Below are 26,490 nucleotides of genomic sequence, written 5' to 3'. Positions count from 1 at the left end.
GCGATCGACTCTCGGTTTCCGTCCGGTTCGGACAGCCTGTCCGAGGCGGACGGAAACCGAGAGTCGTCGTTGCGGAGCACATGGCCGACCGCACGACCGCGGCAGGGCCGGGCACTCAGACGGTCGCGGCGCGGGTCTCCCGGGCCAGCATCCAGGCGACGGCGGCGAGGACGCACAGCGCCGCGGTGACCGCGAAGGCCCAGGTGAAGCCGAAGTACTGGGCGATGGCCCCGGCCAGCAGCGGACCGGAGATGGTGCCCGCGTCCTGCGCCATCTGGTACGCCGAGAGCGCGCCGCCGCTGCGGCCCTTGCCCTGCAGCACGTCGGCGAGGGACGCCTGCATCGTCGGCGCGACGAGTCCCGTCCCGATGCCGGCGACCGCGGTGACCAGGAACGCGACGAGCACCGAGTCGGTGAAGCCCAGCGCCGCCGTACTCACCGCGATGACGAGCATGCCGGTCACGATGAAGGGCCTGCGGCCGTAGCGGTCGGAGGCGCGGCCCGCGGGGAACATGGCCAGCACGTCGCCCGCGGCGTACGCGGCCAGCGCGTAGCCGGCGATCGCGGCCGGCTGGTCGAGCACGGCGGCGAAGAACAGCGGCAGCAGCGAGACCCGCATCGAGTACACCCAGCCGAAGACGACCGCGGTCAGCAGCGCGGCCCGGTAGGCGGAGTCCGCGAGGGCCTCGCGCACCGTCGTGCCCGGTTCGGTGGAGGCCTCCTGCCGGCCCGCGAGGGAGCTCCCGCGCAGTGCGATCCCGACGACGAGCGTGGCGACGACCAGCGCGAGGGCGTAGACGACGAAGGGCACCCGCAGCCCGAAGCCGACGAGCGCCCCGCCCAGCAGCGGCCCGCAGATGCTGCCGAGCACGAAGCTCGACGAGTAGACGCCGCTCACCCGCCCGCGGATCTCGGCGGGCGCGATGCGGATCATCAGGCCCATGGCGGAGACGGTGAACATCACCGAGCCGACGCCGCCCAGCCCGCGGAAGAGCATGAGCTGCCAGTAGCTCTGCGCGAAGGCCACCGCGAGCGTCGAGGCCGCGACGATGAGGAGCCCCGCCATGTAGATCCAGCGCTCGCCGAAGGCCCGCACCAAGGGCCCCGTCGCCGGCGCGAAGGCGAGCCGCATGATGGCGAAGGCGCTGACGACCGCGGAGGCGGCGCCGATGCCCACGTCGAAGGTGCGGGCGAAGGCGGGCAGCGCGGGTGCGACGACGCCGTAGCCGAGGGCGATCACGAAGCTCGCGGCCACGAGGACCCAGACCTCCGGCGGCACCCGCCGGCTCGTCTGCGCGGCGCCCGCGGCGGGTGATTCAGTCACCGAATCATCATCCGCTAAGAAGGCGTTAAGACCCGCATCGGGGGCGTTAACGCGGCGCGAGAACCGGCGTTCCCGGTGGTCCAGTGGACCCCATGGACCTCTCCAATGCGCTGGCACTCGCCGCGACGATCCTCACCCTGGCGTACCTGCTGTACGCGCTCCTTCGCCCGGAGCGCTTCTGATGAGCGACACCCTCTCCGGGCTGCTGACGATCGGCACGCTCGTCGCGGCGCTCGCGATCGCCTACCGACCGCTCGGTGACTACCTGGCGCACGTCGTCACCACGCCGAAGCACTGGCGCGTCGAGCGCGTCATCTACCGTCTCGTGGGCGCCGACCCCGAGGCCGAACAGGGGTACCGCACGTACGCGGTGGCGGCGCTCGCGTTCAGCGCCGTCAGCATCATCGCGCTCACGATCCTGCTGCTCGCGCAGGGGTGGCTGCCCGGCGTCGAGCCGAAGCAGTGGCGCTTCGACGAGGCGCTCAACACGGCGATCTCCTTCGTCACCAACACCAACTGGCAGTGGTACGGCGGCGAGAGCGCCATGAACCTCATCGCGCAGGCCATCGGCCTCGCGGTGCAGAACTTCGTCTCCGCGGCCGTCGGCATCGCGGTCGCGGTCGCGCTGGTCCGCGGCTTCGTTCGCTCTCGCACCGACCGGCTCGGCAACTTCTGGGTGGACCTCACCCGCATCACGCTGCGCGTGCTGCTCCCGATCGCCGTGATCGGCGCCGTCATCCTCATGGCGCAGGGCGTGGTGCAGACGCTGTGGCAGCGGCAGGAGATCGTCGGGCTCGACGGGCAGAAGCAGGTGCTCACCGGCGGCCTCGTCGCGAGCCAGGAGGTCATCAAGCTCCTCGGCACCAACGGCGGCGGCTACTTCAACGCCAACTCGGCGCACGCCTTCGAGAACCCGACGGCGGCCACGAATCTGTTCCAGATCTTCCTCATCCTGCTGATCCCCGTCGCACTGCCCCGCATGCTGGGGAACCTCGTCGGCAACCACCGGCAGGGCTACGCGATCCTCGGCTCGATGGCGGTGATCTTCGCCGTCTCCACCGCGATCTCCATCGGCGCCCAGCTGGGTAACCAGGGCACGGCCGGCCAGGCCGCCGGCGCCGCCCTCGAGGGGCAGGAACTGCGGATCGGCCAGTGGGGCACGGGCCTGTTCGCCACCGCCACCACCAGCACGTCGACGGGTGCGGTGAACGCCGCCCACGACAGCCTCACCCCCGGCGCCGGCGGCGCGGCCCTGGTGAACATGCTGCTCGGCGAGATCAGCCCCGGCGGCGTGGGATCCGGCCTCTACGGCATGCTCGTCATCGCCGTGCTCACGGTCTTCCTCTGCGGCCTCATGGTGGGCCGTACCCCCGAGTACCTGGGCAAGAAGATCGGCCGCACCGAGATCACCCTCGCCGCGCTGTACATCCTCGTGATGCCCGCGCTGGTGCTCGTCGGCACCGCCGCCACGGTGGTTCAGGGGCAGGGCGTCGCCGCGATGGCCAACGACGGGGCGCACGGCCTGTCCGAGGTCCTCTACGCCTACGCCTCGGCCGCGAACAACAACGGCAGCGCCTTCGCCGGCCTCGCCGTCGACACCCCCTGGTTCAACTACACCCTGGGCGCGGCGATGCTGCTCGGCCGGTTCGCGCCGATGGTCGCGATCCTCGCCCTCGCCGGCGCGCTCGCCGAGCAGCACCCCGTGCCCGCCACCGCGGGCACCATTCCCACCCACCGCCCGCTGTTCGTGGGCCTCACCGTGGGCGTCGTGGTCCTGGTGGCCGGATTGACGTTCGTCCCCGCCCTCGCGCTCGCACCGATCTCGGAGGTCACCCAGTGACGAACACGCTGACCGGCACCCCCACCCCGTCGGACCCGAAGGCCGTCACCGCGGCGCCGAAACGGCGCTCCGCCTTCTCGCTCGCCGAGCTCCGCTCGGCGCTGCCCCGCGCGGTCGCGAAACTCGACCCGCGCACGCAGATCCGCCAGCCCGTGGTCTTCGTGGTGTGGATCGCCTCGGTGTACACCACCGCGCTGGCGATCGTGAACCCGTCGGTGTTCGCGTGGTCCGTCACCGTCTGCCTCTGGGCGACGGTGCTCTTCGCGAACCTCGCCGAGGCCGTCGCCGAGGGCCGCGGCCGCGCACAGGCGGAGTCGCTGCGCCAGGCCAAGACCGAGACCGTGGCGCGCCTGCGCACCGAGACCGGCGAGAAGCAGGTCCCCGGCTCGGAGCTCAAGGTCGGCGACCTCGTGATCGTGGACGCCGGCGAGGTCATCCCCGGCGACGGCGACGTCGTCGAGGGCATGGCGACCGTCGACGAGTCCGCGATCACCGGCGAGTCCGCCCCCGTCGTGCGCGAATCCGGCGGCGACCGCTGCTCCGTCACGGGCGGCACCCGGGTGCTCAGCGACCGCATCGTGGTCGAGATCAAGACCGAGCCCGGCAAGAGCTTCATCGACCGGATGATCGGCCTCGTCGAGGGCGCGAACCGGCAGAAGACGCCCAACGAGATCGCCCTGAACATCCTGCTCACGGTGCTCACGATCATCTTCCTGCTGGCCGTCGCGACGCTGCAGCCGATGGCGATCTACTCGGGCGGCGCGGTCGACGTGGTGGTGCTGGTGGCGCTGCTCGTCTGCCTCATCCCCACGACGATCGGCGCGCTGCTCTCCGCGATCGGCATCGCCGGCATGGACCGGCTGGTGCAGCGCAACGTGATCGCCAAGTCGGGCCGCGCAGTGGAGGCCGCGGGCGACGTCTCGACGCTGCTGCTCGACAAGACCGGCACCATCACCTACGGCAACCGCCGCGCCACGTCGTTCCACCCCGTCGCGGGCATCGAGGTACACACCCTCGCCGAGAGCGCGCTGCTCGCCTCGCTCGCCGACGAGACGCCCGAGGGGCGGTCCATCGTCGACCTGGCGACCGAGCACGGCCACAGCGCGGCGAACCGCGACTCCGCTGCCGGCCCGACGGCCCTCGGTTCCTTCGTGCCGTTCACCGCCCAGACGCGCATGTCCGGCGTCGACCTGCCCGACGGAACCCGCATCCGCAAGGGCGCGTCGTCGGCGGTCCTGGCCTGGGTCGCCGCGGAGCACCGGGGCGACGGGGACGGGGCGGTCGGCGAGGCCCTCGGCACCGTCGACGTGCGGCTGGCCGTCGACGAGATCTCCGCCTCCGGCGGCACCCCGCTGGTCGTGGCGCACGCCGAGCCCGGCGCCGCCCCGACGCTGCAGGGCGTGGTGCACCTCAAGGACGTGGTCAAGACCGGCATGCGGGAGCGCTTCGCGCAGCTGCGCGCGATGGGCATCCGCACCGTCATGATCACCGGCGACAACCCGCTCACCGCGAAGGCCATCGCCGAGGAGGCCGGCGTCGACGACTACCTCGCCGAGGCCACCCCGGAGGACAAGCTGGCGCTGATCAAGCAGCAGCAGGAGGGCGGCCGCCTCGTCGCGATGACCGGCGACGGCACCAACGACGCGCCCGCGCTCGCGCAGGCCGGCGTGGGCGTCGCGATGAACACCGGCACCTCCGCCGCGAAGGAGGCCGGGAACATGATCGACCTGGACTCCGACCCGACGAAGCTCATCGAGATCGTGGAGATCGGCAAGCAGCTGCTCATCACCCGCGGCGCGCTGACCACCTTCTCCATCGCCAACGACATCGCCAAGTACTTCGCGATCATCCCGGCGATGTTCGTCCCCCTGGCGCCCGGCCTCGACGTGCTCAACGTGATGCGGCTGCACAGCCCGCAGTCGGCGATCCTCTCGGCGGTGATCTTCAACGCGCTCATCATCGTCGCGCTGATTCCGCTGGCGATGCGCGGCGTGAAGTACACCGCGAAGTCGGCCGACAAGCTGCTGGCGCGCAACCTCACCATCTACGGTCTCGGCGGCATCGTCGTCCCCTTCCTCGGAATCAAGCTGATCGACCTCGTCGTCCAGCTGATCCCCGGGTTGTCCTGAAAGGCACTGACATGTTGAACTCCACACCGCGCCAGCTGCTCGCCGGCCTGCGCATGCTGATCGTCATGACGGTCGTCCTCGGTGCCCTGTTCCCGCTGGCGATCTGGGGTGTCGGGCAGGTCGCCTTCAGCGCGAAGGCGAACGGCTCACAGGTCGAACGCGGCGGCACCGTCGTCGGATCGGAACTGCTGGCCCAGAAGTTCGACGGTCCGCAGTGGTTCCACCCGCGCCCGTCCGCCGGCGGGTACGACACGCTCGCCTCGGGCGGCACGAACCTCGGACCGAACAGCGAGAAGCTGGTCGCGCTCATCGCCGAGCGCCGCGCCGCCGTCGCACAGGAGGACTCGGTACCAGGGGCGGCCGTGGCGCCGTCCGACGTCCCCCCTGACGCGGTCACCGCGAGCTTCTCCGGGCTCGACCCGCACATCTCCCCCGCCTACGCGCGACAGCAGACGGCGCGCGTCGCCGCGGCCCGCGGCCTCGCCCCGGACCGGGTGACCGCGCTGGTCGCCGCGCACACCGAGGGGCGTCAGCTCGGCTACCTCGGCGAGGAGCGGGTTAACGTGGTGAACCTGAACCTCGCGCTCGCCGAGCTCGCCGCGCCGAGGTAGCCGGTCCGACAGGAGGAGGGAGGACGATGCCGAAGGGGCAGCTGCGCATCTACCTCGGCGCTGCACCCGGCGTGGGGAAGACCTATGCGATGCTCACCGAGGGGGCGCGTCGCGCCTCCCGCGGCACGTCGGTGGTCGTCGGCTACGTGGAGACCCACGGCCGGCCGCACACGGAGGCGCAGGTCCAGGGCCTGCAGGTGATCCCGCGGCGGAAGGTCGAGTATCGCGGCGCGGTGCTCGAGGAGATGGACGTCGACGCCGTGATCGCCGCGCACCCGACCGTGGCCCTCGTCGACGAGCTCGCCCACACCAACGCCCCCGGATCGAAGAACGAGAAGCGCTGGCAGGACATCGCGGAGCTGCTCGACGCCGGGATCACCGTGGTCACCACCGTCAACATCCAGCACCTGGAGTCGCTCGGCGACGTGGTCGAGTCGATCACCGGCGTGCGGCAGCGCGAGACGATCCCCGACACCGTCGTCCGGCGCGCCGAGCAGGTGCAGCTCGTCGACATGACCCCCGAGGCCCTGCGGCGGCGCATGGCGCACGGCAACATCTACCACCCGTCCAAGGTGGACGCCGCGCTCTCCCACTTCTTCCGCATCGGGAACCTCACCGCGCTGCGCGAACTCGCGCTGCTGTGGCTCGCCGACCGCGTCGACGAGCGGCTCGAGCAGTACCGCTCCGAGCAGGGCATCTCGGCCGCCTGGCCCACCCGCGACCGCACCGTCGTCGCGCTCACCGGTGGCCCGGAGGGCGGGACGCTGCTCCGGCGCGGCGCCCGGATCGCGGCGAAGGGCGCCGGCGGCGAGCTGCGCGCGGTGTACGTGGCGCGCAGCGACGGCCTGTCCGGTGCCTCTCCGGCTTCGCTGACGCAGCTGCGCCAGCTCACCGAATCTCTGGGCGGCACCTTCCAGATCGTCACCGGCGACGACGTTGCCGCGGCGATCCTGCAGTACGCGACCTCGGTCAACGCCTCGCGGATCATCCTCGGAAAATCCCGGCACCGGGCGCTGACGTCGGTGGCGCGCCGGCCGGTCGCGGACGCGGTGATCGAGGGCTCCGGCGACATCGACGTGCAGGTGGTCACGCACGAACGGGCCGCGGGAGCGGGCCGCCGCCGGCTCCTCCCCCGCATCGACGGCCCCGACCCCGTTCTGCTGGGCAGGCGGCGCACCATCGCCGGATGGGTGCTCGCCATCGTCGGGCCGGTGATCCTCACCGCGGTGCTCGCGTACACCCGGCCGTGGCACTCGCTGCCCACCGAACTGATGCTGTTCCTCATGCTGACGGTGAGCGTGGCCCTGGTCGGTGGGATCCGGCCCGCGGTGCCCGCGGCGCTCCTCGGCTCGGTGTTGCTCAACTACTACTTCGCGCCGCCACTCGAGACGTTCACCGTGGCCTCGGGCGAGAACATCTTCGCCGTCGTGATGTTCGTGCTCACGGCGATCGCGGTGGCGTCGGTGGTCTCGCTCGCGGCCCGGCAGACGGCCCGCGCCGCCCGGGCGCGCGCGGAGGCCGACGTGCTCAGCGGCCTCGCCGACACGCTGCTGGCGACCGAGAACGCCGACGACGAGATCCCCGCCCTGCTCGACGAGGCCGTCGTGACCTTCGGGCTGCGCGGCGCCTCCGTGCTGCGGCGCGACGACGCCGACTCCCCCTGGCAGTTGGTGGCGGGCCGCCGGGAGTCGCCGCTCACCCCGGAGAGCGGAACCGACACGGCGATGGTCGGCGACAACGTGGCCCTGGTGGTCAACGGGCAGCCGCTCACCGCCTCCGAGCACGGGCTGCTCGTCGCCTTCGCCGCGCACGCGGCGGCCCGGCTGGACCGGGAGGCGCTCAGCGCCGAGGCCCAGCAGGCCCGCACGCTCGCCGAGGGCAACCGCGCGCGGACCGCCCTGCTCAGCGCGGTCTCGCACGACCTGCGGACGCCGCTGGCGGGGATCAAGGCCGCGGTCTCGTCGCTGCGCAGCGACGACGTGGAGTGGTCCGACGAGGACGAGTCCGAGCTGCTCGCCACCATCGAGGAGAGCGCCGACCGGCTCGATTCGCTCGTCGGGAATCTGCTCGACATGTCGCGGCTGCAGTCCGATTCGTTGACCCTGCTCACACGCGAGGTGGGGATCGAGGAGGTGCTGCCCGCGATCTGGACCGCCCTCCCCGACGCCGATCTGGCCTTCGACTTCGCCTGCGACGACACCGACGCGACGCCCACCGCGCTCGCCGACCCCGGCCTGCTGGAGCGGGTGCTGGCGAACCTCGTGGAGAACGCCGTGCGGCACTCGCGGGGCGGGCCGGTCACGGTCGGCGTCTCCGGCGCGCACACGCCCCACGGGGACCGGCTGCAGGTGCACGTCCGCGATCACGGGCCGGGAGTGCCGCAGGAGCAGCGCGAGGCGATGTTCAAGCCCTTCCAGCGGATGGGCGACGCCCCGTCCGGCACCGGCGTGGGGCTGGGGCTCGCGGTGGCGCGGGGGCTCACCGAGGCGATGGGCGGAACGCTCACCGCGGAGGACACGCCCGGCGGCGGCCTGACGATGATCGTGGACCTGCCCGCCGCGCACCCGGTGTCGAGTGATGAAGTGGTCTCGTGACGTTCGTTCTGGTGGTCGACGATGAGCCCGCGATCCTGCGCACCCTGCGGATCAATCTCAAGGCCCGCGGCTACGAGGTGGAGACGGCCTCCGACGGCCGCTCGGCGCTGCAGATCGCCCGGGAGCGGACGCCCGACGTGGTCATCCTCGACCTGGGCCTGCCCGATATCGACGGCACCGCGGTGCTGGCGAAGCTGCGGGAGTTCTGCACGTCGCCGGTGATCGTGCTCTCGGCGCGGCACGGCAGCGACGACAAGGTGGAGTCGCTCGACATCGGCGCCGACGACTACGTCACGAAGCCCTTCGGAATGGACGAGTTCCTCGCCCGCGTGCGGGCCCAGGTGCGGCGGACGGGCCTCGTCGACGCCCCCGCCCCCGCGAAGACCGAGGCCTTCGAGGTGAACTTCGAGGCGCGGACGGTGACCCGCGACGGCACGACGGTGCGCCTGACCCCCACCGAGTGGAAGATCGTGGACGTGCTGGTCCGCAACGCGGACCGGCTCGTCTCCCAGCAGACCCTCCTGCACGAGGTGTGGGGGCCGTCGTATTCGCGCGAGACCAACTACCTGCGGGTGTACATGGCGCAGTTGCGCCGCAAGTTGGAGCCGGACCCGTCGCACCCCCGCTACTTCGTCACCGAGCCGGGGATGGGCTACCGCTTCATCCCGTAGCGCCCGGGCGCCGAGCGCGGTTCGGCAGGGACGCGTACCGCCCGCCGGGTCTGACGGTGCTCCTGCCGCGCGGCTCTCCGATTCTGTCCGGCACGGACACGACGGCCGTGAGCGCATCGAACGCGCGGGCGCGAGCCGCCGCGAGGTCGGCCTCCGCGGACGCCGCCGGTCCGAAGCCGCGCGCGGCGCGGTAGTGGGCGGCCCCGAGCTCGCCGACCATCGGTTCCAGCTCCCGCGCCACGGCGCTGAAGGCGGCCGCCGCGGCCGCTCCCCCGGTGGCGTCGAGGCCGAAGACGCGAGCCAGCTTCGGCGCCAGCGCATCCGCCCAGGCCGCCGCCGCGAGCGCGAGCCACGCCCCGACCTCCGGCCGCTCCGTGCGGAGCTCGCCGACCCACGGGAGGTTCGCCGCCCACCCGGTCGCGACGAGGTGGCCGGTGAGCACGGCGTGCAGGTCGTGGAGCAGGTCGCGGAGGGCGATCGGCTCCGGCGAGGCGTGGGCGAGGTCTCCGAGCGGATCGTCGATGCCGGCGTCGGTGAAGAAGGCGGCGTCCGGCCACGTGTCGTCGGTGCGACCGTCCTCGCAGGCGCACCCCGCCGGTCGATCCCGCGGGTCGCGGGCGGGCACGCCGCCCTCGCAGCGGCAGTCGTCGACGACGGCCGCTGCCGCCTCCGCGGCCGCGCCGCCCGGCCACACCGGCCCCTCCGTGCGCCGCGGGCGCGGCGCCAGGACCGCACGCACCGCATCCGCGGGGTCGGGCATCCACCACGGCGTGCCGAACAGCAGCCGCGCGGTACTGCCGTACCTGCGCCGCAGGGTCCGCTCGGACACCCGCTCCGCGCCGGGTAGCCGGAGGCGCTGCGCTACCGCCGTCAGGGTCGCGCGGTCGAGCCCGTCGCGCGCGACCAGCTCCAGCGCGGCCCGGACCGCCGCCTCGTGCAGCGCCCGATCGCGGATCGGCATCGCTCGTTCCCGGAAATTGTGCATGGCTCCCCCCGAAGTCCACGTTCCCCTACCTCGACGCTACGGCGACGGCCCGCCGGGCGGGTGGGGATCGCGAAAACCGCGGGAACGCGCGCCGCACGATCGCGCACGCAGGTCATCCTCGAGTAGGGCAGTACATCGCGCGCGGGACTCTCCGATTCTGTCCTCGTCGGACAGCGTGTCCGACGAGGACAGAATCGGAGAGTCCCGCAGTCGGCACGTCCTCCCACACTGTGACGGTCGCGGCGCGTCACCGCGCAGCGCCGTTCGCCGACCTCAGCGCAACTCGGTCGGCAGGCCGGCGAGGGCGAACAGGTCCGCCGGGTCGAGGAAGGCGGAGACGTGCGTGAGCGCGCCGTCGGTGAAGGTCAGCACGTCCAGCTGGAAGGGCAACCAGACATCGCCCGCACGCAGGTACATCGCGGCGGCGGGCTGGCCGTTGCACACGGTCGGGATCATGCGCAGATCCCCGGCGACCCGGGCGGGGCACTGGGTCCGGGACAGCTCGCCGATGGCCTCGGCGCCGCGGTACCAGCCGGGGATCGGCGGCATCTCCCACGTGGCGTCGGCGGCGAGGATCCGGACCACCCCGTCGATGTCGTGTCGCTCGAAGGCGGCGCAGAACTCGTCCCACACCCTCTTCTCGTGCTCGGACAGCGCGGCGGCCCTGCGGCCCTCGCGCGCGGCACCGTCGCCGATGGAGGCCCGCGCCCGCTGCAGCGCGCTGTTCGCCGAGGCGACGGAGGTCTCGAGCGCCGCGGCGGTCTCGGTCGCGGAGAACTGCAGCACGTCGCGCAGGATCAGCGCGGCCCGCTGCTTGGCGGGCAGCACCTGCAGCGCCGCGACCATCGCCAACCCGATGCCCTCGCGCGCGACCGCCGCCTCCTCCGGATCACCGAGCGCGCGGTCCGGCAGGGGCTGCAGCCACAGCACCTCGGTCGACGGCGCCACCGGCTCCAGCGGGTTCGACGGCTCGCCGCCGAGCCCGACGGGCAGCACCCGCCGGGCGGTGGCGGCGGTGAGGCAGACGTTGGTCGCGATGGAGTACATCCACGTGCGTACCGACGACCGGCCCTCGAAGCGGTGGAACGCCTTCCACGCGCGCAGGTAGGTCTCCTGCACCAGGTCCTCCGCGTCGGACGCGGAGCCCGACATGCGGTAGCAGTGCGCGAGCAGCTCGGCGCGGAGCGGCGCGGTGACCTGATCGAAGCCGGGGTCGGTGACGGTCATGTCAGCCCTGCGTGCCGACGTGCTCAGGACCGGCTTCGGCCGCGGCCGGGTCCATCCACATGATCTCCCAGCCGTGGCCGTCGGGGTCGTCGAACGAGCGGCCGTACATGAAGCCGTGGTCCTCCGAGCGTCCCTCCTTGCCGCCGGCGGCGACGGCCCGGTTCACGATCTCGTCGACCTCCTCGCGGCTCTCCGCGCTCAGGGCGATGAGGGTCTCCTTCACGCCCGGCGCGGCGGTGGTCGCCTCGTGGAAGGTTCCGAAGAAGTCGGTCTTGAGCAGCATCGCTGCGATGTTCTCGCCCAGCTCCACCGAGATGGCGTTCTCGTCGCTGAACTTCTCGTTGATGGTGTAGCCCACGGCGGTGAAGAATTCGCGCGAACGCTGAACGTCGGCGATGGGCAGGTTCACGAAGATCATCGTGTGCATGGCGTTGCTCCTGGGGTCTGCGGCATCCGTCTGTCGAACACCGTCACATGGTTAGACGGGCCTCGTCGCCGAAACTCATCGGTTCCGCCGAAAATTCTTCGCGCGGACTCCGGAACTACCCGCGCAGCGCCCCGTCGAGGATCTCGAGGCCCTCGTCGATCTCGGCGTCCGTGGCGGTGAGGGGCGGGGCGATGCGGAAGATCGAGCCCATCCCGGGCAGTTGCACCACGTTCATGTGCAGGCCGCGGTCGTAGCAGCGCTGCGTCACCGCGAGCCCCAGCTCGGTGGCCGGCTCCTTGGACTCGCGGTCGCGGACCAGCTCGATGCCCTGCATGAGGCCGCGGCCGCGCACGTCGCCGATCGCCTCGTGCCGGGCGGCCAGCTCGTCGAGCCCGGCGCGCAGCCGCGCCCCGCGGGCCGCGACGTCCCGGGCGACGCCGCCGGCGACCCCGTCGCCGAGCACGTCGAGCACCGTGGTCGCGACGGCGGCCACCATCGGATCGCTGACGTGCGTGGTGAAGAACAGGAAGCCCCGCTCGTGGCAGACGCGCTCGATCTCCGCCGTCGTCACGACTGCCGCGATGGGCAGGCCCGCGCCGAGCGTCTTGCTCAAGGTGAGGATGTCGGGCACGATCCCGTCGCGTTCGAAGGCGTACGCGGCGCCGGTGCGCCACAGGCCGGTCTGAGCCTCGTCGACGATGAGCAGCATCCCCCGCTCCTCGCACTTGCGCTTGAGCGCGGCGAGGTACCCGACGGGCACGTCGATGATCCCGCCGGAGCTGAGGATCGGTTCCACCAGGCAGGCGGCCAGGGAGCCCGTGGACTGCGCGTCGATGAGCTCGAAGCCGAAGTCCAGCTCCGACTCCCAGTCGTACTTCCCGTCCGGGGAGACGAACCGCGAGCGGTAGGCGTTCGGCGTGGGTAGGGCGAAGTTCCCGGGGGCGGTGGGCCCGTAGCCCTTGCGCCCCGACGAGTAGGTCGCCGCCGCGGCGCCGGCCGTCATACCGTGCCAGGACTTCGAGAAGCTGACGATCTCGTGCTTGCCGGTGTACAGCTTGGCCATCCGCAGCGCGGCCTCGTTGGACTCGGCGCCGGTGGTCAGCTGCAGGACGTGGCTCAGCGGGTCCGGCACGGTGGCCGCGAGCCGCTCGGCCAGCGTCACCACCTGCGGCGAGAGCATCCCCGAGAAGAGGTGGTCGAGGGTCGCGATCTCGCGCTGCACGGTCTCCACGATCGCCGGATGACTGTGCCCCAGAATGGCGCTCATCTGACCGGAGGTGAAGTCGAGCCAGCGGCGGTCGCCGCTGTAGACGTACGTGCCCGCGGCGCGGTCGATGGGCAGGGGCGCGAAGGTGCCGCCGTAGCGCACGACGTGCGCGGCGACCGATTCCGAGAAGCTCACGCGCTCACAGTAGCCGCCCGGCCAGATACGCCTGCGCGACTTCGACGGTGCCGTCGGCGAATCCGGGATCCGCCTCCAGCGCGTGCCCGTGGGTGCCGAGCCATCCGAGCAACTGCAGGCGCCGGAGCAGCACGAAGTCGGGCAGGAGCGCGGCGTGCGCGGCGGGCAGCGCCCGACGGTGCCGGTACGCCGCCGCCCACGCCGCCGCCCACTCCGGCAGCCGCGGGTCGGTCTCGACGAACGAGGTGGCGGCCGCGAACTCGAAGAGGTGCCAGCCGAAGCCGGAGTCGTCGAAGTCGATCACGGTGAAGCCCGCGCCCGGCGTGATGAGGTTGGCGGCCCGCAGGTCGCCGTGGATCAGGCCGAACCGGTCGGCGGTCCGACCGAAGCCGTCGATCCGGCTCGCCGCGCGGTCGGCCGCCGGCGCGATCGCCCGACGGTGCGCCTCCCCCACCGCGAGCCCGTCGCGCCAGGATCCCCAGCGGGGCCGCGGTCCGATCGTCTCCGCCACGCCCCAGGTGAAGCGCGTGAAATCGGCGGGCCGCCGCCAGGTCTCGGCGTGCTCGTGGAAGACCGCGGCGATCTCGCCGAGCGCGGCGAAGTGCGCGACGTCGAGCGCCTCGTCGGGCACGTGGCCGCCGGGGAGTTCCGCGAACAGCACCGCGCGGCGTCCCGTCGGCGGGTCGACGAGCACCCCGCTCAGTGGCTCCACCACGGGCACCGCGGTGTCGCGGCGCAGGGCGGCGATCCACGCCAGCTCCGAGGCGATCGCCGCGTCGTCCTGATACCCCGGGCGGTGCAGCCGCAGCACGGCCGGCCGTGGCCCGCCGTGCACGCGGAAGGTGGCGTTCTCGCTGACCAGCAACGGCAGGACGGTCGCGCCGGGGAGGGCACCGTCGACGATGCGCTGCGCGACCCGCCCGTCGCGCACCGCCTCATCCATTGACTGGCCGATCGAGCGCATCCACGCGAGAAATACTGCCACGCGGCAGGTGGCAACTGAGTTGCCCGTCCGGACCGCGGGAAGGCAGACCGTACCGGCTGCGTGACTCTCGGATTCTGTCCTTGATGGACATCGAGTCCGAAACGGACGGAATCGGAGAGTCGATCGGCGGAGGATACGACGGGGCCCGCCCCACCGGTCGGTGGAGCGGGCCCGGGCGCGTGTCCGGAACTACGGGGTGAGCGGTGCCACCTGGCCGCCGGAGAGGCGACGGTAGGCGTAGACGACCAGCAGCGCCGCGATCGGTCCGGCGATGAGCAGACCGACGGCGCACAGGCATACACCGACCGCACCGATGAGGAAGGCGATGACGTACGTCAGGATCGAGCTGCCGAGGTCGCGCTGGACGGTCGCGAAGCCCTGCTTGATGCCGTCGATGGCGGGGAGACCGCGGTCGACGATCGTGGGGATGGCGAACATCGTCAGGAATCCGACGACGATGGAGAGGATGGATCCGAGGAACGGGATCAGGCTCAGGATGGCGGTCACGACGCCGATGAGCACGGCGGCGAGCGCGACCTGGGCGGTGTTGCGCGGCTTGAAGAAGGAGCCGATGTCGACGGGCTTGCCGTCGGCGATGTCCAGCAGGCCCGAGTAGAACGAGGCCTGGATGATGCAGCCCACGATCGCTGTCACCAGGAGCAGTACCGCGAAACCGACCACCGCGCCGATCGAACCGCCGGTGGAGATCTCGGTGAAACCTTCGGCGTCGACGCTGGACGAACCGAGGATGATCGATCCCAGCAGGAGGTACCCGAGGCCGAGGATCGCGCCGAGGACCAGCGTGTACACGAGCACGGCGACGATGAGCGCCAGGGCGTTCTTCGTGAACTTGTTCCAGGCCCAGGAGAAGGCGTCACCGATGTTGAAGGGCTGCTGCCCGCCGCCGTACTGCGGGCCGCCGAAGCCGCCCGGAGGCGGCGGAGGGAAGCCGCCCTGGGGCGGGGGCGGAGGGAAGCCCTGGCCGCCCTGCCCGTAGCCGGGATCCTGGGGCGGCGGGAAGCCGCCGGCGGGGGGCGGGAAGCCGCCGGCGGGAGGCGGGAAGTCGCCGCCCTGCTGCCCGTACCCCGGCTGCTGCGGGGGCTGCTGGGGGTATCCCCCCTGCGGGTATCCGCCTGGCTGCGGATCCTGCGGGTTCTGCGGGTAGCCGCCCTGGTTGTCACCAGGGTAGTTCGGCGGCTGCGTCATGGTCTCCTCCTCGTTCATGAACGAACCCGGCAAACCTACCAACCCCGCGAGCCATGCGCACCGTAGCTGGCTGCTCAACCGGCATGAGACGGACGTTTCGCCCGTCGGATCAGTAGGCGACCGAGAACCGCTCGCGCTCGTGCACGGGAGTGAGGACCTCGTCGACGAAGGCGATCGCGTAGTCGGCGCCGGAGATCTCGGACTTCCCCTCGGCATCGGTGAGCAGCAGATCGCCGCCCGTGCGGAACGTGCCGCGCTTCTCGCCGGGGTTGAACGAGCCGTAGTTCGCGGCGGGGCTCAGATAGAACCAGTCCACGTCGTCGACGGTGCGCAGGTAGTCCAGCGCGCGGTCGTGCTCCTGGGCGATCGGCCTGACCGCGTCCGGGAACGACGGGGTGTCGACGAGCTTGGGGCCGCCCTCCGCGACGAGCAGGCTTCCGGCACCGCCGACCACGCCGAGGCGGGCACCCGTGGCGCGCACGGCGTCGACCAGGTTCTCCAGGGCGGTGGGCAGGTCCGCACCGTCGCCAGACGGCGCCGCAGTCGGCAACGCCGAGACCACCACGGCGGCGCCGTCGACGACGCGGGCCACGAAGTCGGGGTCCGTCACGTCGCCAGCCTCGGCGGCGGCGCCGGCCGGGACTTTCGTGGCATCGCGCGCGATGCCGACGACCTCGATGCCACGACCGAGCGCCTCGGCGGTGATGTGGCCGCCGGAGTAGCCGGAGGCGCCGAAGACGGCGATCCTCACTTGGCGCCCTCCAGCCTCTTCTTGAGCAGCAGGCCGTCGATGCCCAGTTGCGCCTGCGGGGCAGCGGCGACGGCGAGCAGGCCGGCGATCAGCACGAGGGGCAGCTCGTAGCCGCCGGCGGTGGCGAAGAGGCCGCTGTCGATGTGAACGAAGAAGATGGCGCCGAGCATGTTGATGATCAGCACGATCGCGACGAGCGGGACGGCGAAGCCGACGATGAGCAGCGCGCCACCGATCAGCTCGGCGAGACCGGCGAACCAGGCCGACAGCGTGGGCGCGGGAATGCCCATGCCCTCGAAGGCCGTGCTGGTGGCGCTGAGGCCGTTGGTCACGACCTTCTGCCAGCCGTGAGCGAAGAAGACGACGCCGAGGATGACCCGGGCGATGGTGAGCAGGGTGAACTGGGTACCGGCCAAGCTCTTGACCATGAGAACTCCTAAGATAGTTGAAGCTTCAAGCAACTGTCGCTACCATCGAAACACACTCGATTAGCAAGTGCAATACGTCCGAATCGGATCGGCCTCAGGCCTCGTCCGCCTCCCGGAAGGGATGCCATGACCACCACGCCCGCGCTGTTCCTCAGTCACGGCGCACCGCCGCTCGTCGACGACGAGCGCTGGGTCGCGCAGCTGCGCCGGCTCGCCGCCGACCTGCCGCGCCCCGAGCAGATCCTCGTCGTCTCCGCGCACTGGGAGGCCGCGCCGCTCACCGTGGGCGCCACCGATGCTCGGGTCCCCCTCACCTACGACTTCGGCGGATTCGACGAGCGGTACTACCGCACCGTCTACCCCTCCCCCGGCGCGCCCGAGCTGGCGGACCGGATCGCGGCGATGGCGCCCGACGATCAGCCCGTGCACCGGGACGGGCGGCGCCGGCTCGATCACGGCGCGTACGTGCCGCTCACGGTGATGTACCCGGAGGCCGACATCCCCGTCCTGCAGATCTCGCTCCCCACGCTCGAGCCCGAGGCCCTGTTCGGCCTCGGTCGGCGCCTGGCCGAGCTCCGCGAGGAGGGCGTGATGATCATCGGATCCGGGTTCACCACCCACGGGCTGCCCTTCCTCACCGACCCGCGGCCCGACGCCGTCGCGCCCGGCTGGTCGGTCGAGTTCGACGCCTGGGCGCACGAGCGGTTCGCCGCCGGCGACGTGGACGGGCTGCTGCGATTCCGCGAGGAAGCGCCGGGCATGCCCTACGCGCACCCGCGGATCGAGCACTTCGCGCCGCTGTTCGTCACGCTCGGCGCGGCGACGGATCCCGAGGCCGCGCCTGAGGAGCCGATCGACGGGTTCTGGATGGGCCTGGCCAAGCGCAGCATCATCGCAGCCTGACGCCGCGCTGCGCCCCGGCGAGCGGGGTCATGGCCGGCCGGGTCGTGACCGACGGGGGCCGTCAGGGGACGGCTTTGGCGACCAGCGCCGCGATCCGCGCCTCGGTCTCCGCGTCGAGTGCGGTGATGTTCCAGACGATCGGGTGCATGGTTGCTCCCTCCTCGAACGCCGGATTCACCGTCTCACCGAAGCCGAAAGCCACATACGTCTCTCCGGGCTTGATGTAGCAGATGTCCTCGCCACCGCCCACGTAGAACGGCAGGCCCCAGCGCACCACAGGCTCCAGGCCGGGCGCGTTCGTGCGGATGATCGAGTGCAGGCGCTCGCCGATCTCGGCGTAGGGGGTGGGCATGACGCGAAGCTTGGCAAGAACGGCGGCGTCGCCCTTCTTGGTGAACATGATGCGGCAGGCCTCCTCGGCGTGGTTCGACCCGCTCACGCTACCCCGGCGCCTACCCCCGGGTCGAAAGTCGGCAATCGCGTAGTCAGTGCCGTTACGGAAGCCATCTAGCGACGCCGCCGTGTCCGGAGCATGCTCCGCGTCCGGTGGCGGTGCTCGTGGATCCGTCCTTGCAGATGGCTCCGGTATGTCCGCCCGAACCGGCCCCGGAGCCGCTGCCGGAGCCCCCGCCGCCACTGTTACCACCTCCGGTCGCGCGCGGTGGCGTGTACGCGGGCGCAGGTTGATCTTCCGTCGTGGTGGTCGGCGGCGCATACAGGCGCGGTGGAGGCGCCACCTGAGTCGTCGTCGTGGGAACGGACCGCACCGGCGGGAGCGTTGTCGTCGTGGTCGTCGCGACTGTAGTCGTGGTGGTGGGCGTCGACGAACGCGATGAGCTGCTGGTCATCGACGACGGCTGCGTCGACGAGGTCGCGGAGGTCGTCGTGGTGGTGGCGACGTTCGAGGTCGACGGCGACACCGTGGTGAGCGACGCCGGCTGCTCCTTGGCCGTATCGGGGGCCAGCACCCCTCCGCCGATGACGCCCAGGATCGCGACCGGTGCCGCGACCTTCCAGCTGAGGAAACGCCAGATCAGAACTGCGCCGATCAGGATCATCGCGCCGCCGAGGAGGACCGCGGTCAAGGGGCTCTCGCTGCCGATGCCACTGATGATCATGAGCACACCGACTGCGATCAATAGCCAGCCGATGACCTTGGCGACGACCCCGGGACCGGTCGACGGCGGGGTGGGTGGTTGTGGTGCGGACATGGTGAGCCTCCTGGGCTTGAAGGGTCAGCGGGGTGGTCTATTCGCAGGCGATTCCGTCGCCGTCGCGGTCGAGCTTGCGGCTGTATCCGGGTTGCCCGGCGTAGATGGGTGCGGCTCCGGCTGCTCGCGCTGCTGCACAGTTGCTGTATCCGCCGGCGGACGCTGCCACCGCTGGCCGTGGCGCGGCGGTCGCGGCAGCCGCGGACGGCAGGGGTGGTGCTACCGGCGCCGCGGTCGGAGCGGGGGTGGCGCCGCAGTCGCCCAGCAGGCGTCCGAGGGCGTTGGCCTCCGCCTGGGTCACCCAGAGCCCATACAGGCGCTTGACCTCGACGATCTGCTGCGCGTAGTCGCAGCGATAGGCCTTGTTGCTCGGAAGCCAGGTAGCGGCGTCACCATCCCCCTTCTGCCGGTTCGCACGGCCGTCGACCGCGCGGAGGTTGCGGGGGTCGTTGGCGAAGTCGCGACGCTTCTCCGCGGTCCACTGTTGCGCGCCCTTCTGCCAGGCGTCGGACAACGGCACGGTGTGGTCGATCTGGACATCGGCGAGGTCGACGGTGCTTCCGGTGAACGGGTCGCGCAGACTGCCGGCGAGCACCTTGCACCCGTTGGTTCCGGCCTTGAGCTGCACGTTCACGAGGTCGCGCCGGAGGATGTCGTTGCGGGTGTCGCACCCGTTGCGGCCGTACTCGACGGTGACGTCGTCGGACCATGCTTGGCCGAATTGGGAACGGGCGTAACCGGTCTTCGGCGCTCGGCCCTTCACGGCGAGCGTCGTCAGTGCGGCTTCCGCCGCACTCGCGCCGATCGGCGCGGACGGTGGCTCAGCGGAGGCCGCCGGCGGTGCGACCAGCGCCACGGCGACCAGCACCACGGCGACCGCGCATCGATTGCTCATGTCGCAGAAGAGTAGCGCCGGACACGCGGGTGCGACGCCGTCCTGCGACTACCTAGACGTTCGAAACACGCACTGGCACAGATGATTCGCTGTTGGTTTCGAATAGTTAAATTTGATTTTCGTACGTGTATCTGCCCCGGCCACATCTTCAGCAACTGCACAAAACGGAACCTTCGGACACTGCCGCGTCGAACCGACCCCGACGACACCTGACTCAAGTCCAGGTTGAGACTTTGCTCGAGCGGACAAACGACCGCAGGCCAGGAGGAAGAATCCTCCTGGCCTGCGGCGTTCCTGGGTGGAGCTAAGGGGAATCGAACCCCTGACCTCCTCGATGCGAACGAGGCGCGCTACCAACTGCGCTATAGCCCCTTGCGGAACTCGGATACCTTACCAAGGCCCACGGCGAAACTGTTAACCGACCTTGCGCTCGTACGGTTCCCGCACGTCAGCGGGGCGATCGAGGAAGTCGAACTCCTCCGCGCGGTAGCGCGGCAGGTGATCGAAGGCCGGGTCCTCGTCGTCGATCTCCATGACGATGCAGCCGCCCCGACGCAGGTGCGCGGGCACCCCGTCGCGCAGCTCGGCCTCCCGGGCGCGCTCGCGGCGCGCACGCTCGAGCCGGGCCAGGCGGCGGCGACGGATCTCGGTCTCGATCCGCACCGTCCGGCGCAGGTACACCAGGTAGACGACCAGCGCGAGCACCACGGCGCCGAGTCCGTACCAGGCGAAGGGGACGTTCATCAGGCCCGCGCCCAGCGCGACCACGGCGAGCACGCCCAGCACCAGCGTCACGCGCTGCCGGAACCGGAACCGCGCCTCGGTGATGCGGGCGTCGTTCTCGGGGTCGTAGCCGCCGCGCCGGCGCCGCGGCTCGGCGTCGACGTCCTCCTCCTCATCGAGCAGGGCCGCCGGGCGGGCGACGGGGTCGAGCTCCTCCGTGAGCTGCTCGTCCGCAGGGACGTCGTCCAGCGCCGCCGGATCGTCGACGCCCTCATCGACGGTCTCGTCGGCGTCCTTCTCCGCCGCGACGTCGGCCTCGGGTGCCACGTCGGCCTCGGGTGCCACCTCGGCCTCGGGTGCCACCTCGGGCTCGGGCGCGGAGACGCGCCGGACGATCGGAGCGGCCTCGTCGTCGAGGCGGTCGAGGTCGACGACCTGCTTCTGCGCGGCCATCGCCGCCCGCTCGACAGTGGGGATCGGGGTGGTGTCGCCGTCCATCGGGCTGGATCCGTGCAGGTCGTCGACGTCAGAGTCCACGTAGGCGTGCGCCTCCGCCTCCTCGTCGGCGAGCTCGACGGTCGCCGCGGGGGCGGCCTTGCCGAGCACGATCCGGCCGTCCTCGACATCCTCGGCGGCGACACCCTCGGGAGCGGCATCGTCAGCGGCCTCGCCGGAGCGCTTCTCGGCGACGGTGGCCGCCGGGCGGATGCGGCGTCGCACGGCGCGGCCGGCGGAGCCGCCGCGGTGCAGCAGGCGGGTCTTCAGCGTCGCGTCGGACACCTGGTTCACCTTGGGATGCCGCGCGGCGAGCATCGGAACGAGCACCACCAGCCACGCGACGATCAGCCCCACCCAGAGCAGTGTCTGCGGGATCATCTCGGCTCCCTCCAGCATTCAGCGAGCACGGATCACATCCGTGTAAGTCGCCTTGAAGGCTATTTCAACTGCACGAATAAGCACGGCCGACGCGCCGTAGGCAAACCCCAAAAATCTCAACCAGTCACTTCAGTCACACGATCAGAAGCGGGCGCGCCCGGATCGAACCACGCGCGCGACCATCGAATCCGCGACTTCCTCGGCCGTGATCGCGACGAGCAGGTGGTCGCGCCAGGCACCGTCGACGTGCAGGTAGCGGCGCAGCAGGCCCTCCTCGCGGAAACCCGAATGCCGCAGCACGGCAAGAGAGCCGGCGTTCTCCGGACGCACCGTCGCATCCACGCGGTGCAGCTGCAGCGCCCCGAAGCAGTGGTCGACGGCCAACGCGACCGCCGCCGTCGCCACCCCGCGACCGGTCACCTGCCGGTCCACCCAGTACCCGACCCACGCGCTGCGCAGCTGCCCGCGGGTGATGTTGCCGATGGTGATCTGGCCGGCGTAGGCACCGTCGACCTCGATGACCATGGGCACGATCTGGCCGGACCGGGCCTGCGCGCGGAGCGAGGCGCACAGCGGTGTCCACTGCGAGGCGGTGTGCCGGCGCTGCCAGCTCACCTCGTCCGACGGTTCCCAGGGCTCGAGCTCCGCGCGGTTGAGCAGCCGCAGCCGCGACCACTGCCGGCCGTCGCGGGCCCGGATGGGCCGCAGCCGCACGACGCCCGCAGCCGTCGTGAGCGGGCCCAGTTCGACCTGCCAGTCCCTTCCGAAGAGCACGTCAGCCGCGCTGGGCGAGGAAGGCGACGACGACGTCGTCGCCCGCGCGGACCTCGGTGACCTCCGGTTCCACGACGATGAGACAGTTCGCCTCGGCCAGGCTCACCAGCAGGTGGGAGCCGTTGTCGGGGATCGGCGCGACCATGAATTCGCCGGTGTCCTCGTCGCGCATGAGCTGGCCGCGGACGTACTCGCGCCGGCCCACGGGCGACTGGTGCGACGCCGCGCTCTTGGCCGAGACCAGCCGGCGCATCGGCTGCCGCTTACCGAGCGCGATGCGGATCAGCGGCCGCACCATGACCTCGAAGGCGACCAGCGCGCTCATCGGGTTCGAGGGCAGCAGGAAGGTGGGCACCTGATCGTCGCCGAGCGTGCCGAAGCCCTGCACCGACGCCGGATGCATCGCGACGCGTTCCACCGCGAGGTCGCCCAGGTCGGCGAGCGCGGTGGTGATGTCCTCGGAGGCGGTGCCGCCGAGCGCGGAGGTCACGATCACGACCTCGGAGCGCTGCAGCTGCGCCTCGACCGCCTCCCGCACCCCGTCGGTGGTGACGATGCCCACGCGGTGCACCTCGGCGCCGCAGTCGCGGGCGGCGGCGGCCAGCGCGTAGGAGGCCACGTCGTAGACCTGGCCGGCGCCGGTGTCCCGGTCGATGTCGACCAGCTCGCGGCCCACGGAGATCACCGCGACGCGCGGCCGCGGGTGCACGGAGACCTTGTCGCGCCCGACGGCGGCGAGCAGGCCCACCTGCGCGGGCCCGACGACGGTGCCGCGGCGGACGGCCACGTCGCCCGGCTGCACGTCGTCGCCGGTACGCCGGACGTACTGGCCGGACCGGACCGAGTGTCCGACACGGACTTTCGACAGGCCACCGTCGGTCCACTTATCGGGGAGGACGGCGTCGGCGAGCGTCGGCAGGGGCGCACCGGTCTCGACCTTGACGGCCTGACCGGGCTGCAGCCGGATGGGCTGGCGGTTGCCCGCGCGGACCTCGCCCACGACGGGGAGCGAGACCACGATCTGCTCGCCGGTCTCCTCGTCGGTCTCGCCGGCGCGCGCCACGTCCACGGAGCGCACGGCGTAGCCGTCGATGGCGGCCTGGTCGAAGGCGGGGAGGGCGCTCTCGACGACCACTTCCTCCGCACACATGAGGCCCTGCGCCTCGGAGATACCCACACGCACCGGCCGCGGCGCCACCGCCGCCGCTGTGACCCGTGCCAGATGGTCCTCCACGGAGCGCATGTCGTCGGCCTCCCTATCGGTTGAGTCGACCCTCGAGCCACGCCCGCAGGTCGGGACCGTAGTCATCGCGGTCCAACGCCAAGTCAACCGCAGCCTTGAGGTAGCCCCCGGGATTTCCGAGGTCGTGTCGGGTTCCGCGGTGCACCACGACGTGCACGGGATGCCCCTCGCTGATGAGCAGTGCGATGGCGTCGGTCAGCTGGATCTCGCCGCCCGCGCCCTTGCCGATGCGGCGCAGCGCGTCGAAGATCGCGCGATCCAGCAGATAGCGGCCGGCCGCCGCGTAGTTCGACGGGGCGTCCTCGGCCTTCGGCTTCTCGACCATGCCGTTGACCTTGAGCACGTCGGGGTTGGCGGCGTCGGGCACGATCTCTACGTCGAAGGCGCCGTAGCTGCTGATCTGCTCCGGGGTGACCTCGATCGCGCACAGCACCGAGCCGCCGCGCTTCTCGCGGACCTTCGCCATCGTGGTGAGCACGCCGTTGGGCAGCACCAGATCGTCGGGCAGCAGGACGCTGACCGCGTCCTCGTCGTCGTCCAGGGCGGGCTCGACGCAGGCCACGGCGTGCCCCAGGCCGAGCGGCTTCTCCTGGATGACGGCCTCGGCGTGGATGAGGTTCGGGGCGCGGCGCACCTTGTCGAGCATCGCAGTCTTGCCGCGCTTCTCCAGCGTGCCCTCGAGCACCAGGTCCTCGACGAAGTGGGCCACCACCCCGTCCTTACCCGGGCTGGTCACGATGCACAGGCGCTCCGCGCCGGCGGCCGCGGCCTCCTCGGCCACCAACTCGATGCCGGGAGTGTCGACCACCGGGAGCAGTTCCTTCGGCACCGTCTTCGTCGCAGGGAGGAAGCGGGTGCCGAGGCCTGCGGCCGGGACGATCGCGGTCTTCGGGATGGACGGGACTGTGGTCATTGCACCACCATAAGCTAGGGCTCATGGAGGTAACCGATCCGCGTGGCTGCGTGTTCACCGCATGAGCGCTGCATCCAAGGCCGAGTGGCGTGCGCGTTTCCGCCGCGGGCGAGCGGCGATGACCTCGGCCGAGAGGGCCGCGGCCGGCGCGGCGTTGACGTCCGTTCTGGCCGCGGCGGACCTGGGCGAGGTGGTGGCGGCGTACGTGCCGGTGGGTACCGAGCCGGCGTTCACCCTGGACCGTCGGGTATTGCTGCCGGTCACCCCGCCTGAGCCCGGCCCGCTGGACTGGGCCTGGTCGGGATCGTTGGCCCCCGGGCCCTTCGGGCTCCTCGAACCCGCGGGGCCGCGGCTGGGCGTTGATGCTGTGGCCTCGGCGTCGACGGTGCTGCTGCCCGCGCTGGGCTGCTCCCGCGCGGGTGTGCGGCTGGGGCGCGGGGCGGGCTACTACGACCGTTCGCTGGTGGCGGGGCCGCGGCTGATCGCGGTGGTCTACGACGACGAGCTGGTCGACTTCCTGCCGTCGGAGCCCACGGATGTGCCGGTGCATGCGGCACTGACCCCGTCGGGGTTGGTGGACTTCGTGTCGTGAATCCGCGGCTGAGAGCGTCAGGAGGCCGGATCTGGCTTCGTGACGCTGTGGGCCGTGGATTGACGGCGCCGGTCTACACCAGGAGGCGGGTGACGTACTTCTCGCCGTACGCCCGCAGCGCGTCGGTATCGCTGATGTCCAGGCCGGTGGGCGGGTTGGACAGCAGCGAACCCGTGATCCGCAGGATGAGGTCCACCACGGAGCAGAGCTCCGCGTAGTCCTGCTCAGCGCCGGAGTTGCGCAGCCGGATCACGATGCCCTGAATGAGCAGGTCCCACACGCCGCGCGGGATGCGCAGGAAGTACTCGGGCTCGGCGGCCAGCACCTTCGAGACGGCCATGTTCGCCTCGGCCTGCTCGATGCTCAGGACGAACACCTCGACCAGGGTCTGCTGCGGCGTGTACCCCACGATCGTCTTGTCGAGCTTGCGGCGCAGCGTGCGGATCTCGATGGCCACGACGCGGGCGATCAACTGGTCGCGGTTGGGGAAGATCCGGTACAGCGTGCTGCGGGAGACGTGCGCCTGCTTGGCCACCTGATCCATGCTGACGCCGGGGATGCCGTTCGCGGCGATCACCTCGCGTGCCGCGTCCACGATGCGCCGCGCGGGTGAGGGAGCCGTCATGCCGGTATCGTATCCGCTCACACCCCTGGCACTCGAATCGCACGAGTGCTAATCCGCGAGGTAGAATCGGCAGCGTGCCTACCTATTCGTATCAGTGCAAGGAGTGCGGCGAGGCCTTCGACGCCGTCCAGTCCTTCTCCGACGATTCGCTGACCGAGTGCCCCCACTGCGGCGGACCGCTGCGGAAGCTGTTCAACTCCGTCGGCGTAGTCTTCAAGGGCAGCGGCTTCTACCGCACCGATTCGCGCAGCTCCAAGGCCGATACAGCGGCCACGTCGGAGAAGAAATCGGAGAAGAAGCCCGACACCTCCACGAAGGCCGACAAGGCGACCAGCTCGTGACGCACGTCTTCGACGAGGCGACGGCTCTCGAGCCCGTCGACGGCGGCTTCCGCGCGCACACGCACCCGGCCTACAACAACATGGTCGGGCCGTTCGGCGGGATCACGGCCGCCGCGGTGGTCGCCGCGTTGCAGGCGCACCCCGAGGCACACGGGCACCCGCTGAGTCTCACGCTCAACTTCGCCGCCCCGATCACGAACGGCGCCTGGGACCTCGCGATCACCGTGCTCCGCACGAACCGCACCAACCAGCACTTCACGTTCGTCATCAGTCAGGACGACGGTGCCGTCGCCTCCGGGACCGCGGTGTTCGGCACCCGCCGCGACACCTGGAGCGACACCGAACTGGACTTCCCGCCCGTCCAGGGCCCCGAGGATTACCCCGAGCTGTCGCTGCCGGAGTTCGTGGAGTGGGCGAAGAACTACGAGACCCGCTTCGTCGAGGGCAGCCTGGAGATGGACGGCCCGCAGGAGGGCTCGACGACCACCATGTGGCTGCGCGACAAGCCCGCCCGCCCGCTGGACTATCCGGCGCTCGCCTCGATCGCCGATTCCTTCTTCCCGCGGATCTTCCTGCGCCGCGGCACGTACGTGCCGGCCGGGACGATCTCGCTGACGACGTACTTCCACGCGAGCCCCGCGGAACTCGAGCAGCAGGGCGATGATCACCTGCTCGCCTCCGCCCGCGCCGCCCGGTTCGGCCACGGCCACTTCGACCAGTACGGCCAGCTCTGGGGCCGCAACGGCACCCTCCTGGCGACGACGCACCAGATCGTCTACTACAAGGATCCGAAGGCCTGATCGGGGCCTTCCTC

General features: G+C 71.3%; 27 protein-coding genes and 1 tRNA gene. 10 read left to right on the top strand and 18 right to left on the bottom strand.

All coding sequences use genetic code 11. The features are described 5' to 3' along the window. Window positions 1-115: 115 nt before the first annotated feature. Window positions 116-1,324: an MFS transporter gene (locus FK529_RS13180; RefSeq protein WP_146561842.1), complete on the bottom strand. Its 1,209-nt coding sequence runs from the start codon at window positions 1,322-1,324 to the stop codon at window positions 116-118. Between the two features lie 92 nt (window positions 1,325-1,416). Here FK529_RS13180 and FK529_RS13175 point away from each other — a divergent pair, with 92 nt between their 5' ends. Genes FK529_RS13175 through FK529_RS13150 form a run of 6 tightly spaced genes read left to right on the top strand, consistent with a single transcriptional unit; the run spans window position 1,417 to window position 9,169 of the window. Beyond that, a complete protein-coding gene (locus FK529_RS13175) occupies window positions 1,417-1,506 on the top strand; it encodes a potassium-transporting ATPase subunit F (protein WP_146561841.1) in 90 nt (29 codons plus the stop codon). Beyond that, window positions 1,506-3,164 (top strand): potassium-transporting ATPase subunit KdpA, encoded by a 1,659-nt coding sequence (gene kdpA / locus FK529_RS13170; protein WP_146561839.1) that lies wholly within the window; start codon window positions 1,506-1,508, stop codon window positions 3,162-3,164. The genes FK529_RS13175 and kdpA overlap by 1 nt, the downstream gene beginning before the upstream one ends. Beyond that, window positions 3,161-5,293, top strand: a complete 2,133-nt coding sequence (kdpB, locus tag FK529_RS13165) for a potassium-transporting ATPase subunit KdpB (RefSeq protein ID WP_438947198.1) — start codon at window positions 3,161-3,163, stop codon at window positions 5,291-5,293. The genes kdpA and kdpB overlap by 4 nt, the downstream gene beginning before the upstream one ends. 11 nt (window positions 5,294-5,304) lie before the next feature. After that, window positions 5,305-5,904, top strand: a complete 600-nt coding sequence (gene kdpC / locus FK529_RS13160; RefSeq protein ID WP_146561836.1) for a potassium-transporting ATPase subunit KdpC — start codon at window positions 5,305-5,307, stop codon at window positions 5,902-5,904. Between the two features lie 26 nt (window positions 5,905-5,930). After that, on the top strand, window positions 5,931-8,498 hold the full coding sequence (locus tag FK529_RS13155) for an ATP-binding protein (protein ID WP_146561834.1): 2,568 nt from the start codon (window positions 5,931-5,933) through the stop codon (window positions 8,496-8,498). Next, a complete protein-coding gene (locus tag FK529_RS13150; RefSeq protein ID WP_146561832.1) occupies window positions 8,495-9,169 on the top strand; it encodes a response regulator in 675 nt (224 codons plus the stop codon). The genes FK529_RS13155 and FK529_RS13150 overlap by 4 nt, the downstream gene beginning before the upstream one ends. On the opposite strand, the gene FK529_RS13145 is transcribed toward FK529_RS13150, so the two are convergent. From FK529_RS13145 to FK529_RS13110, 8 genes are all read right to left on the bottom strand, one after another. Next, window positions 9,159-10,154: a hypothetical protein gene (locus FK529_RS13145; protein ID WP_146561830.1), complete on the bottom strand. Its 996-nt coding sequence runs from the start codon at window positions 10,152-10,154 to the stop codon at window positions 9,159-9,161. The two genes, FK529_RS13150 and FK529_RS13145, sit on opposite strands and share 11 nt — an antisense overlap. Window positions 10,155-10,427: 273 nt before the next feature. Next, window positions 10,428-11,381: a sigma-70 family RNA polymerase sigma factor gene (locus FK529_RS13140; RefSeq protein WP_146561828.1), complete on the bottom strand. Its 954-nt coding sequence runs from the start codon at window positions 11,379-11,381 to the stop codon at window positions 10,428-10,430. A 1-nt stretch (window position 11,382) separates the two neighbouring features. After that, window positions 11,383-11,808, bottom strand: a complete 426-nt coding sequence (locus tag FK529_RS13135; protein ID WP_146561825.1) for a VOC family protein — start codon at window positions 11,806-11,808, stop codon at window positions 11,383-11,385. A gap of 115 nt (window positions 11,809-11,923) precedes the next feature. Next, window positions 11,924-13,210, bottom strand: a complete 1,287-nt coding sequence (locus FK529_RS13130; RefSeq protein WP_146561823.1) for an aspartate aminotransferase family protein — start codon at window positions 13,208-13,210, stop codon at window positions 11,924-11,926. Window positions 13,211-13,214: 4 nt separating this feature from the next. Next, window positions 13,215-14,195: a phosphotransferase enzyme family protein gene (locus FK529_RS13125; protein WP_146561821.1), complete on the bottom strand. Its 981-nt coding sequence runs from the start codon at window positions 14,193-14,195 to the stop codon at window positions 13,215-13,217. Window positions 14,196-14,384: 189 nt separating this feature from the next. Further along, window positions 14,385-15,401 (bottom strand): hypothetical protein, encoded by a 1,017-nt coding sequence (locus FK529_RS13120; RefSeq protein ID WP_146561819.1) that lies wholly within the window; start codon window positions 15,399-15,401, stop codon window positions 14,385-14,387. A 109-nt stretch (window positions 15,402-15,510) separates the two neighbouring features. Beyond that, window positions 15,511-16,152 carry an NAD(P)-dependent oxidoreductase gene (locus FK529_RS13115; protein WP_146561817.1) on the bottom strand — a complete coding sequence of 214 codons (642 nt, stop codon included), beginning with the start codon at window positions 16,150-16,152 and terminating at the stop codon, window positions 15,511-15,513. Continuing rightward, entirely contained in the window at window positions 16,149-16,580 is a 432-nt protein-coding gene (locus FK529_RS13110) for a DoxX family protein (protein ID WP_146561815.1), read from the bottom strand. The genes FK529_RS13115 and FK529_RS13110 overlap by 4 nt, the downstream gene beginning before the upstream one ends. A 126-nt stretch (window positions 16,581-16,706) precedes the next feature. On the opposite strand from FK529_RS13110, the gene FK529_RS13105 reads away from it, so the two are divergent. Continuing rightward, window positions 16,707-17,483 carry a dioxygenase family protein gene (locus tag FK529_RS13105; protein ID WP_146561813.1) on the top strand — a complete coding sequence of 259 codons (777 nt, stop codon included), beginning with the start codon at window positions 16,707-16,709 and terminating at the stop codon, window positions 17,481-17,483. Between the two features lie 61 nt (window positions 17,484-17,544). Here the strand turns inward: FK529_RS13105 and FK529_RS13100 are convergent, their stop codons facing one another. The 8 genes from FK529_RS13100 to FK529_RS13065 all read right to left on the bottom strand — a co-directional run bounded on the left by FK529_RS13100 (window position 17,545) and on the right by FK529_RS13065 (window position 24,118). Next, on the bottom strand, window positions 17,545-17,922 hold the full coding sequence (locus FK529_RS13100) for a DUF1801 domain-containing protein (protein ID WP_231703067.1): 378 nt from the start codon (window positions 17,920-17,922) through the stop codon (window positions 17,545-17,547). A gap of 55 nt (window positions 17,923-17,977) precedes the next feature. Continuing rightward, window positions 17,978-18,694, bottom strand: a complete 717-nt coding sequence (locus tag FK529_RS13095; RefSeq protein WP_146561811.1) for a DUF3761 domain-containing protein — start codon at window positions 18,692-18,694, stop codon at window positions 17,978-17,980. A 37-nt stretch (window positions 18,695-18,731) separates the two neighbouring features. Further along, window positions 18,732-19,589, bottom strand: coding sequence for a GmrSD restriction endonuclease domain-containing protein (locus FK529_RS13090; protein WP_146561809.1), 858 nt, complete (start codon window positions 19,587-19,589; stop codon window positions 18,732-18,734). Window positions 19,590-19,888: 299 nt separating this feature from the next. Further along, window positions 19,889-19,961 (bottom strand) — tRNA-Ala (locus FK529_RS13085). Between the two features lie 42 nt (window positions 19,962-20,003). Beyond that, on the bottom strand, window positions 20,004-21,188 hold the full coding sequence (sepX, locus tag FK529_RS13080; protein ID WP_146561806.1) for a divisome protein SepX/GlpR: 1,185 nt from the start codon (window positions 21,186-21,188) through the stop codon (window positions 20,004-20,006). A gap of 141 nt (window positions 21,189-21,329) precedes the next feature. Further along, on the bottom strand, window positions 21,330-21,962 hold the full coding sequence (locus FK529_RS13075; protein ID WP_146561804.1) for a GNAT family N-acetyltransferase: 633 nt from the start codon (window positions 21,960-21,962) through the stop codon (window positions 21,330-21,332). A 1-nt stretch (window position 21,963) separates the two neighbouring features. Beyond that, window positions 21,964-23,205 carry a molybdotransferase-like divisome protein Glp gene (glp, locus tag FK529_RS13070; protein ID WP_146561803.1) on the bottom strand — a complete coding sequence of 414 codons (1,242 nt, stop codon included), beginning with the start codon at window positions 23,203-23,205 and terminating at the stop codon, window positions 21,964-21,966. A 13-nt stretch (window positions 23,206-23,218) separates the two neighbouring features. Then, window positions 23,219-24,118 (bottom strand): UTP--glucose-1-phosphate uridylyltransferase, encoded by a 900-nt coding sequence (locus tag FK529_RS13065; RefSeq protein ID WP_146561801.1) that lies wholly within the window; start codon window positions 24,116-24,118, stop codon window positions 23,219-23,221. A 61-nt stretch (window positions 24,119-24,179) separates the two neighbouring features. On the opposite strand from FK529_RS13065, the gene FK529_RS13060 reads away from it, so the two are divergent. Continuing rightward, window positions 24,180-24,710 carry a 5-formyltetrahydrofolate cyclo-ligase gene (locus tag FK529_RS13060; protein WP_146561799.1) on the top strand — a complete coding sequence of 177 codons (531 nt, stop codon included), beginning with the start codon at window positions 24,180-24,182 and terminating at the stop codon, window positions 24,708-24,710. Between the two features lie 73 nt (window positions 24,711-24,783). On the opposite strand, the gene FK529_RS13055 is transcribed toward FK529_RS13060, so the two are convergent. Continuing rightward, window positions 24,784-25,335 (bottom strand): TetR/AcrR family transcriptional regulator, encoded by a 552-nt coding sequence (locus FK529_RS13055; RefSeq protein ID WP_146561797.1) that lies wholly within the window; start codon window positions 25,333-25,335, stop codon window positions 24,784-24,786. Window positions 25,336-25,409: 74 nt separating this feature from the next. On the opposite strand from FK529_RS13055, the gene FK529_RS13050 reads away from it, so the two are divergent. Continuing rightward, the gene (locus FK529_RS13050) at window positions 25,410-25,676 is read left to right on the top strand and encodes an FmdB family zinc ribbon protein (protein ID WP_146561795.1); all 267 of its coding nucleotides are present in this window, start codon (window positions 25,410-25,412) and stop codon (window positions 25,674-25,676) included. Further along, window positions 25,673-26,476, top strand: coding sequence for an acyl-CoA thioesterase (locus FK529_RS13045; protein ID WP_146561793.1), 804 nt, complete (start codon window positions 25,673-25,675; stop codon window positions 26,474-26,476). Before FK529_RS13050 ends, FK529_RS13045 begins: the two co-directional genes overlap by 4 nt. Window positions 26,477-26,490 lie beyond the last annotated feature (14 nt).

It is taken from the genome of Tsukamurella asaccharolytica, from assembly GCF_007858435.1.
In the GTDB taxonomy this organism is placed as follows: domain Bacteria; phylum Actinomycetota; class Actinomycetes; order Mycobacteriales; family Mycobacteriaceae; genus Tsukamurella; species Tsukamurella asaccharolytica.
Note: the sequence above shows the minus strand (reverse complement) of the source record. Positions and strands in the feature narration are given on the sequence as shown.

Excerpts from the sequence above, each read along its gene's own strand:
- FK529_RS13175 (WP_146561841.1), top strand. The coding sequence starts at position 1,417 with ATGGACCTCTCCAATGCGCTGGCACTCGCCGCGACGATCCTCACCCTG.
- kdpA (WP_146561839.1), top strand. The coding sequence starts at position 1,506 with ATGAGCGACACCCTCTCCGGGCTGCTGACGATCGGCACGCTCGTCGCG.
- kdpC (WP_146561836.1), top strand. The coding sequence starts at position 5,305 with ATGTTGAACTCCACACCGCGCCAGCTGCTCGCCGGCCTGCGCATGCTG.
- FK529_RS13155 (WP_146561834.1), top strand. The coding sequence starts at position 5,931 with ATGCCGAAGGGGCAGCTGCGCATCTACCTCGGCGCTGCACCCGGCGTG.
- FK529_RS13145 (WP_146561830.1), bottom strand. The coding sequence starts at position 10,154 with ATGCACAATTTCCGGGAACGAGCGATGCCGATCCGCGATCGGGCGCTG.
- FK529_RS13140 (WP_146561828.1), bottom strand. The coding sequence starts at position 11,381 with ATGACCGTCACCGACCCCGGCTTCGATCAGGTCACCGCGCCGCTCCGC.
- FK529_RS13135 (WP_146561825.1), bottom strand. The coding sequence starts at position 11,808 with ATGCACACGATGATCTTCGTGAACCTGCCCATCGCCGACGTTCAGCGT.
- FK529_RS13120 (WP_146561819.1), bottom strand. The coding sequence starts at position 15,401 with ATGACGCAGCCGCCGAACTACCCTGGTGACAACCAGGGCGGCTACCCG.
- FK529_RS13110 (WP_146561815.1), bottom strand. The coding sequence starts at position 16,580 with ATGGTCAAGAGCTTGGCCGGTACCCAGTTCACCCTGCTCACCATCGCC.
- FK529_RS13105 (WP_146561813.1), top strand. The coding sequence starts at position 16,707 with ATGACCACCACGCCCGCGCTGTTCCTCAGTCACGGCGCACCGCCGCTC.
- FK529_RS13095 (WP_146561811.1), bottom strand. The coding sequence starts at position 18,694 with ATGTCCGCACCACAACCACCCACCCCGCCGTCGACCGGTCCCGGGGTC.
- FK529_RS13090 (WP_146561809.1), bottom strand. The coding sequence starts at position 19,589 with ATGAGCAATCGATGCGCGGTCGCCGTGGTGCTGGTCGCCGTGGCGCTG.
- sepX (WP_146561806.1), bottom strand. The coding sequence starts at position 21,188 with ATGATCCCGCAGACACTGCTCTGGGTGGGGCTGATCGTCGCGTGGCTG.
- glp (WP_146561803.1), bottom strand. The coding sequence starts at position 23,205 with ATGCGCTCCGTGGAGGACCATCTGGCACGGGTCACAGCGGCGGCGGTG.
- FK529_RS13065 (WP_146561801.1), bottom strand. The coding sequence starts at position 24,118 with ATGACCACAGTCCCGTCCATCCCGAAGACCGCGATCGTCCCGGCCGCA.
- FK529_RS13060 (WP_146561799.1), top strand. The coding sequence starts at position 24,180 with ATGAGCGCTGCATCCAAGGCCGAGTGGCGTGCGCGTTTCCGCCGCGGG.
- FK529_RS13055 (WP_146561797.1), bottom strand. The coding sequence starts at position 25,335 with ATGACGGCTCCCTCACCCGCGCGGCGCATCGTGGACGCGGCACGCGAG.